Source organism: Nocardia sp. NPDC052112 (assembly GCF_040680135.1).
Classification (GTDB): domain Bacteria; phylum Actinomycetota; class Actinomycetes; order Mycobacteriales; family Mycobacteriaceae; genus Nocardia.
Genome location: NZ_JBFAWD010000010.1, coordinates 1 through 5751 on the forward strand (window position 1 = coordinate 1; position 5751 = coordinate 5751).

At 65.3% G+C, this 5751-nt stretch carries 5 protein-coding genes; 1 reads left to right on the forward strand and 4 read right to left on the reverse strand.

From position 1 onward, the window contains the following. Positions 1 to 131 precede the first annotated feature (131 nt). Positions 132 to 581 (reverse strand): GNAT family N-acetyltransferase, encoded by a 450-nt coding sequence (locus AB0L58_RS20400; protein ID WP_364388881.1) that lies wholly within the window; start codon positions 579 to 581, stop codon positions 132 to 134. 18 nt (positions 582 to 599) lie between these two features. Then, on the reverse strand, positions 600 to 2114 hold the full coding sequence (gene mqo / locus AB0L58_RS20405; RefSeq protein WP_364388883.1) for a malate dehydrogenase (quinone): 1515 nt from the start codon (positions 2112 to 2114) through the stop codon (positions 600 to 602). 296 nt (positions 2115 to 2410) lie between these two features. On the opposite strand from mqo, the gene AB0L58_RS20410 reads away from it, so the two are divergent. Further along, positions 2411 to 3478: an alpha/beta hydrolase gene (locus AB0L58_RS20410; RefSeq protein ID WP_364388886.1), complete on the forward strand. Its 1068-nt coding sequence runs from the start codon at positions 2411 to 2413 to the stop codon at positions 3476 to 3478. Here AB0L58_RS20410 and AB0L58_RS20415 read toward each other — a convergent pair. After that, positions 3458 to 4021, reverse strand: a complete 564-nt coding sequence (locus AB0L58_RS20415) for an alpha/beta hydrolase (protein ID WP_364388888.1) — start codon at positions 4019 to 4021, stop codon at positions 3458 to 3460. The two genes, AB0L58_RS20410 and AB0L58_RS20415, sit on opposite strands and share 21 nt — an antisense overlap. An 81-nt stretch (positions 4022 to 4102) precedes the next feature. Beyond that, positions 4103 to 5668, reverse strand: a complete 1566-nt coding sequence (locus AB0L58_RS20420; protein ID WP_364388891.1) for a cobyric acid synthase — start codon at positions 5666 to 5668, stop codon at positions 4103 to 4105. Positions 5669 to 5751: the final 83 nt, after the last annotated feature.

Here is a 5751-nt window from a genome sequence, read left to right on the forward strand (position 1 = left end):
GTCCGAGCCGTCGAAGCGCATGCGACGAAGTCGCGAGTCTCGACGGCTCGGACGCGAGACACCAGGGGGCCGCGAACCCGCCGCGCCGAAGGCGCGGCCAAAGACACAGCGCCGCAGGCGCTGCCAACAATTCAGCCCTTGCGCATGGGGAGGTGCATGATGCCGTCCTCTTCGAATTCGTCGCCGTCGGGCTTGAAGCCGAATTTGGCGTACATGTCGACCAGGTAGGTCTGGGCACTCAGGCGCACGGTTGCCGAACCGGCCTCGGCGAGGGCGGCCCGTACCAGCCGGGTGGTGTACCCGTGTCCGCGCGCCGGAACCGAGGTGCACACCCGTCCGATGCGGAACGACTTCACACCGTTCTCGTGCTCCTCGTGCAGCCGCAGCGTCGAGATGATCTCACCCTCGTCATCGAGCCAGAAATGGCGCGTCTCCGGCAGCAGGTCGAGTCCGTCCAGCTCTGGATACGCGCATTTCTGCTCCACGACAAAGACTTCGACGCGAAGTTTCAACAGCTGATACAAGGTGGCGGTGTCGAGATCGAGCGCCCAGGACCGTTTGAGTGCAACTGTTGACATCATCGCGTCTTGCTATCACAACTACGCGGTCGGCGCGACCCCTGCGGGCTTGGGCGTGTTGTCCGACACACCGTTCAGATTCAGGGTTTTGGTCGACCAATCCCAGACTTCCTGGAACAGCGCCTGGTTCTCCGAGAGCTTCACGCCCAGCGAGGGCACCATTTCCTTCAGCTTCGGGGTCCAGTCGGCGTATTCGCGCGGGAAACACCTCTGCAGCACATCGACCATGGCGCTCACACAGGTCGACGCGCCGGGCGACGCGCCGAGCAGACCCGCAATGGTGCCATCTTCGGCGGCGATAACCGCCGTGCCGAACTCGAGCACACCGCCCGCCCCCTTGCGTCGGATGACCTGCACGCGCTGCCCCGCGGTGATCAGCTCCCAGTCGTGTCCGTCCGCACGCGGCATGAACTCCTCCAGCGTGGCCACCTTGCCCGCCTCGGACTTGAGCAGCTCGCTGATCAAGTACTTGGTCAGGCCGAGCTCGGTGACGCCGACGCCGAGCAGCGAGAAGATATTGTTCGGCTTCACCGACTTGAACAGATCGGTGTTCTTACCGTCCTTCAGGAACTTCGGCGTCCACCCCGCGTATGGGCCGAACAACAGTCCGGGCTTGCCCTTGATGATGCGAGTGTCCAAGTGCGGCACCGACATCGGCGGCGCACCGACGGCGGCCTTGCCGTAGACCTTGGCCCTGTGCTTGTGGATCAGATCCGGGTTGGTGCAGCGAATGAACTGACCGCTGATCGGGAAGCCACCGAAACCCTTGGCCTCCTTGATGTCCGCCTTCTGCAGCAGCGGCAACGCACCGCCACCGGCGCCGACGAAGACGAATTTGCTGATGAGCGTGCGGGTTTGGCGGGTACGCAGGTTGCGCACCTTGACCAGCCAGGAGCCGTCGGACTGCTTGGTGAGATCGCGCACCTCGTGACCGAAGGCCAGATCGACGCCGGTGCGGCCGAGATAGGCCAACAGTTCGCTGGTGAGCGAACCGAAGTCGATATCGGTGCCCTCATCGGTCCAGTTGAGCGCGATCGGATCGGAGAAGTCGCGGCCCCTGGCCATCAGCGGCAGCCGCTTGGCGAATTCGTCGGGGCTGTCGATGTACTTCATCGTGGCGAACAGCGGATGCCGCGACAGCGCCTCGTACCGCTTGCGTAGGTAGTCCACATTGTCCGCGCCGTGCACGAAGCTGACGTGCGGGATGGGATTGATGAAGGCGGAGGGATCGCCGAGGACGCCGTTCTCCACGCTGTAGGACCAGAACTGGCGCGAGACCTGGAAGCGCTCGTTGATGTCGATGGCCTTGCTGATATCGACCGAGCCGTCCGGATTCTGCGGGCTGTAGTTCAGCTCGCAGAGTGCGGAGTGTCCGGTGCCAGCGTTGTTCCACGGATCGCTGCTTTCGGCGGCGGCCGCGTCCAGCCGCTCGAACAGGGAGATCGACCATTCCGGCTGCAGCTGCCGAAGCAGTGCGCCGAGAGTGGCACTCATGATGCCGGCACCGATGAGTACTACATCGGTCTTTTCAGTCATGGCAGCGTTCGGCACGGGTAGATCGACTTCCTTGTCCTTCTGCGCACGCCCACCCCCACGGTGGGCCTGCTGGGCACGGGCGCTATGTGGTTGTTGCGAGTCCTGCGTGACTCGGCGAGGTGTAGGTTACCCGCCGTTCACCTAGCCCAATTGTGCACCTCACCTGTTCGAAGCCCGGCAACGAACCTACCGAATGTGACATAGATTCCTTCCGGCGCTCGACCTTCGAATCGGCCCTGACGTCGCTGATCCTTTCGAGTGACCTGCAAGCAGTCACTCCGGCTACATTGATCGTTGTGACGAACGAAGCCTCGCTCAGCGTGTCCGATATCACGGCCCCCACGGCCGAGCGATGGAAGCCGGATGTCCTCGGTGCGGGCTATGAGCAGCGCACCCTCCCGCTCGGTCCGGACCCCGATGGTGAAGGCGAGGCCGTGGCGACCCTCGTCCGCTACCTCCCCGACGCCGAAGCCACCGCCACCGAACCCGCTGTGCTGTACGTACACGGCTTCACCGACTACTTCTTCCAACAGCACCTCGCCGAACACTTCGCCGAGCGCGGGCATCGGTTCTACGCACTGGATCTGCGCAAGTGCGGCCGGTCACTGCGCGACGGCCAGACGCCGCACTACGTCACCGATCTGGCGCTCTACGACGCCGAACTGAACGAATCGCTGCGGATCGTCCAGGAAGAGGCGGGCGATCACGTGCTCATCGTCGCGCATTCGACCGGCGGGCTCATCGTGCCGCTCTGGCTGGACCGGCTCAACACGGCGAAGGGCACGGCCACGTCGGGCATTGTCGGCCTGGTGCTCAACAGCCCCTGGTTCGACCTGCAGGGCCCCGCGTACTACCGGACCATCGGCACCCCGGTGATCAAGATGGTCGGCCGGTTCCGCTCGATGTTCGAATTGCCCGGCGGCAAGATCAGCTCCTACGGCGACAGCCTGCACCACAGCGTCGCGGGCGAGTGGCATTACAACCTGGATTGGAAGCCGCTGGCGGGTTTCCCGGTCCGGCTCGGCTGGCTGCGCGCGATCCGCAACGGCCACGCCAAACTGCAGGCGGGGCTGTCGGTCGGCGTGCCCGCGTTGATTCTGCGTTCGCGCATCACGAAATTCGCGCGCACGTATGGTCCGGCCATCGATGTGGCGGATGCGGTACTCGATGTCCGCCAGATTCAGCGCTGGTCGGGCTGCCTCGGCGATCGGACCAATATCGTGCCGATCGACGGCGCACGCCACGATGTCTTCCTGTCGTCGGCCGAACCGCTGGCCAAGGCCTTCACCGAACTCGACAGCTGGCTGGACTGGCTGGCGGCCTTCCGTGAGAAGACCGCCGGTTCACCAGAGGCTGGTGCGTAGCACGATCTCGGTGGCCAATTCGTGGTCGGCCTCGGTCGCCACATTGTCGACGTCGATCTCCACGACCCGGAATTCGCCGTAGACATAGCGACCGGAGGCATCTGCAATCGAGCGCGGCAGCTTCTTGGTGACCAACACGGTGGCGGCGACCTCCACCGGCCCACACGTCGCGTCCGCGACGGTGCCATCGGCGGCGGGTATCGCCGGATGGCCGCGATCGGCGACGACAAGGCTGATGAACCGTCCGAAACCACCCGCGCAGACCTGCCAGCCCAACTGCGCGCCCGCGCCGCGGCCGGCGACATTCACCCAGGGGACGCCGAGTTCGTCGAGGATGGCGTGCACACCCGCCGGATCCAGGTCCGCTATGGATTCCACCGCGATCGTGCGCAGGTCAGAGTTGTGCAGACGCGCGCACACCCGGTCGTAGACGTTGACCGGATCACCGGCATCGGGCAACAACAACACGCTGTGCCGAGACTCCGGGCCGTCGACCCGCACGGTCCATGCCTGGTCACCGACCGTGATCCGCCGAGATTTCATGCCGGAGTACGCTACACGCCCTATTTGAACAGGGCCGCATGTCAGTTGTCCGCGAGCCCGGTGCGGTGGTTGTGCCGCTGGTCAGAGTGTGGTGCTGCCGACGCCCAGACCGGCGACGATGGTTGGCAGATCGGTGCGTACGCCGTCGGTGAGCACGCGTTCGATGTGATCGATATCGAGGTGCTGTTCGATCAGGTCGGCGAGCAGATCGAGTTGGGACGAGCGGATCGCGGCGACCGAGATGGTGTCGTCGACGATAAAACCGCGCCGTCCGGCGTGGGCCGCGACCTGGCGGAGCCATGAGCGACGGAACTCATCCGATTCCAGCAGGCCGTGCAGGTGGGTGCCCCAGATCGCGCCGCGCGCGGTGCCCTCTGTCGTCGGGGAAACTCGGTCGCCCGCGACACTTTCCAGCTCGAGCCAGGCCGGATCACCACTGTGTCCGACCCGACCGTGGTGAATCTCGTAGCCGTGCACGGGAATTCCGTTACCGAGGCCCCGTCCGGTGCTGCGCCGAAGCACTTTCGGATCGGCGAATTCGATCGCCAGATCGAGCAGCCCCAATCCGACGACCGCGCCCGCATCCGATTCGACCCGATCGACGATGTGACTCCCGAGCATCTGATATCCGCCGCAGATGCCGAGGATCGGTCGCCGCGACGCCGCCCTGGCCCGTAGCGCATCGGCGATTCCGGTGCGCCGCAACCACTCCAGGTCCGAAACGGTCGCCTTACTGCCCGGCAGCACTACCAGATCGGCATCGGCCAGCCGGGACGGGTCGCTGACCCAGCGCACCGCAACTCCGGGCTCACAGGCCAGCGCTTCGACATCGGTGGAATTCGAGATGCGCGGCAGCCGGATGGCGGCGACCGTGAGCCATTCGGCGCCGATCGGCGGACTGGGGCGGCCGACCGGGGCATCGGCGACGGTGCCGAGGGAATCCTCCGCATCGATCCACAGCTCGTCCGCATAGGGAATGACACCGAGAGTCGGTCGTCCGGTCAGCTCGGTGAGCCGCTCGAGTCCGGGACGCAGCAGCTCGACATCACCGCGGAACTTATTGACGATGAAACCGGAGATCAGTTGCTGGTCTTCGGGTTCCAGCACGGCCACGGTGCCGAACAGATGGGCGAGCACGCCACCGCGGTCGATATCGCCGACCACGAGCACCGGCAGTCGCGCCGCGCGCGCCAGCCCCATATTCGCCAGATCGGTGGCGCGCAGATTGATTTCGGCGGGCGACCCGGCGCCCTCGCAGATCACCACATCGAATTCGGCCCGCAGCGAATCCAGTTCGGCGGCAACGACTTCGCGCAGATCCCGCCGATGCCGGAAATAGTCGCGCGCGCCGACCGTGCCGATTGCCTTGCCGCGCACCACAAGTTGCGAGCGCCGGTCGCTGCCGGGTTTGAGCAGCACGGGATTGAACCGCACACTCGGTTCCAGCCCGCATGCGGCCGCCTGCAGCGCCTGGGCCCGACCGATCTCGCCGCCGTCCAGGGTGACGACGGAGTTGTTGGACATGTTCTGCGCCTTGAACGGTGCCACTCGGATACCGCGCCGCGCCAGCATCCGGCAAAGTCCGGCCGCCACCACACTTTTCCCGGCGTCAGAGGTCGTTCCGGCGATGAGCAGTGCGCCCTTCATGCCACCCTCAGGGCAGAGTCAGGATTTCGCCGCCTGTTTCCGTTACGACCCAACAGCACGAGCTTCGAACCATGCGGCCCACC